1 pseudogene is annotated in these 513 nt (G+C 42.1%); it reads left to right on the forward strand.

Annotation, left to right across the window (positions count from 1 at the left end):
- Positions 1-207: 207 nt before the first annotated feature.
- Positions 208-513, forward strand: a pseudogene (locus tag R7Z77_RS28575) (EamA family transporter); the annotation flags it as partial.

Below are 513 nucleotides of genomic sequence, written 5' to 3' on the forward strand. Positions count from 1 at the left end.
GACGATTTCTTGATCGTCGTCTTCTTCATCATAGTAGCGGACCACAAAAGGTGTCAGCATGACGCTCGATGGTAGAAAGTGTTTCATATCGACTCCAAACGCATAACAGAATCATTTTTATACTGAAATTTATAAAACAGTACGTTGAAGCGGATCATTTTTGAGTTAAGCTGAAGTTTCCTTTGGCATTCGTGAGTAGTAGGTCACATGAAATCCGTGCAATTTCGCTTCACACTTTATGGCTGTATTGCCATCCTCTCTTGGAGTTGCTTAATGGGTATTGCAAGGCTCGTAACCGAAAGTTTAGGGCCAGTAGGTGGGGCGGCGATGTTGTATTCGCTAAGTTCAATCTTTTTATTGATTGTGGTGGGCATCCCAAAGTTATCTTACTTTTCTCCGAAGTATCTGATAGTTGGCGGCGCAATGTTTGTTTGCTATGAGATCTTTCTTGCGCTTGCTCTTGGGTATTCGAATTCGCGATCTCAAGCGATTGAGGTATCTATCGTCAACTAT

The sequence above is a fragment of the Vibrio sp. 1401 genome, from assembly GCF_033340295.1.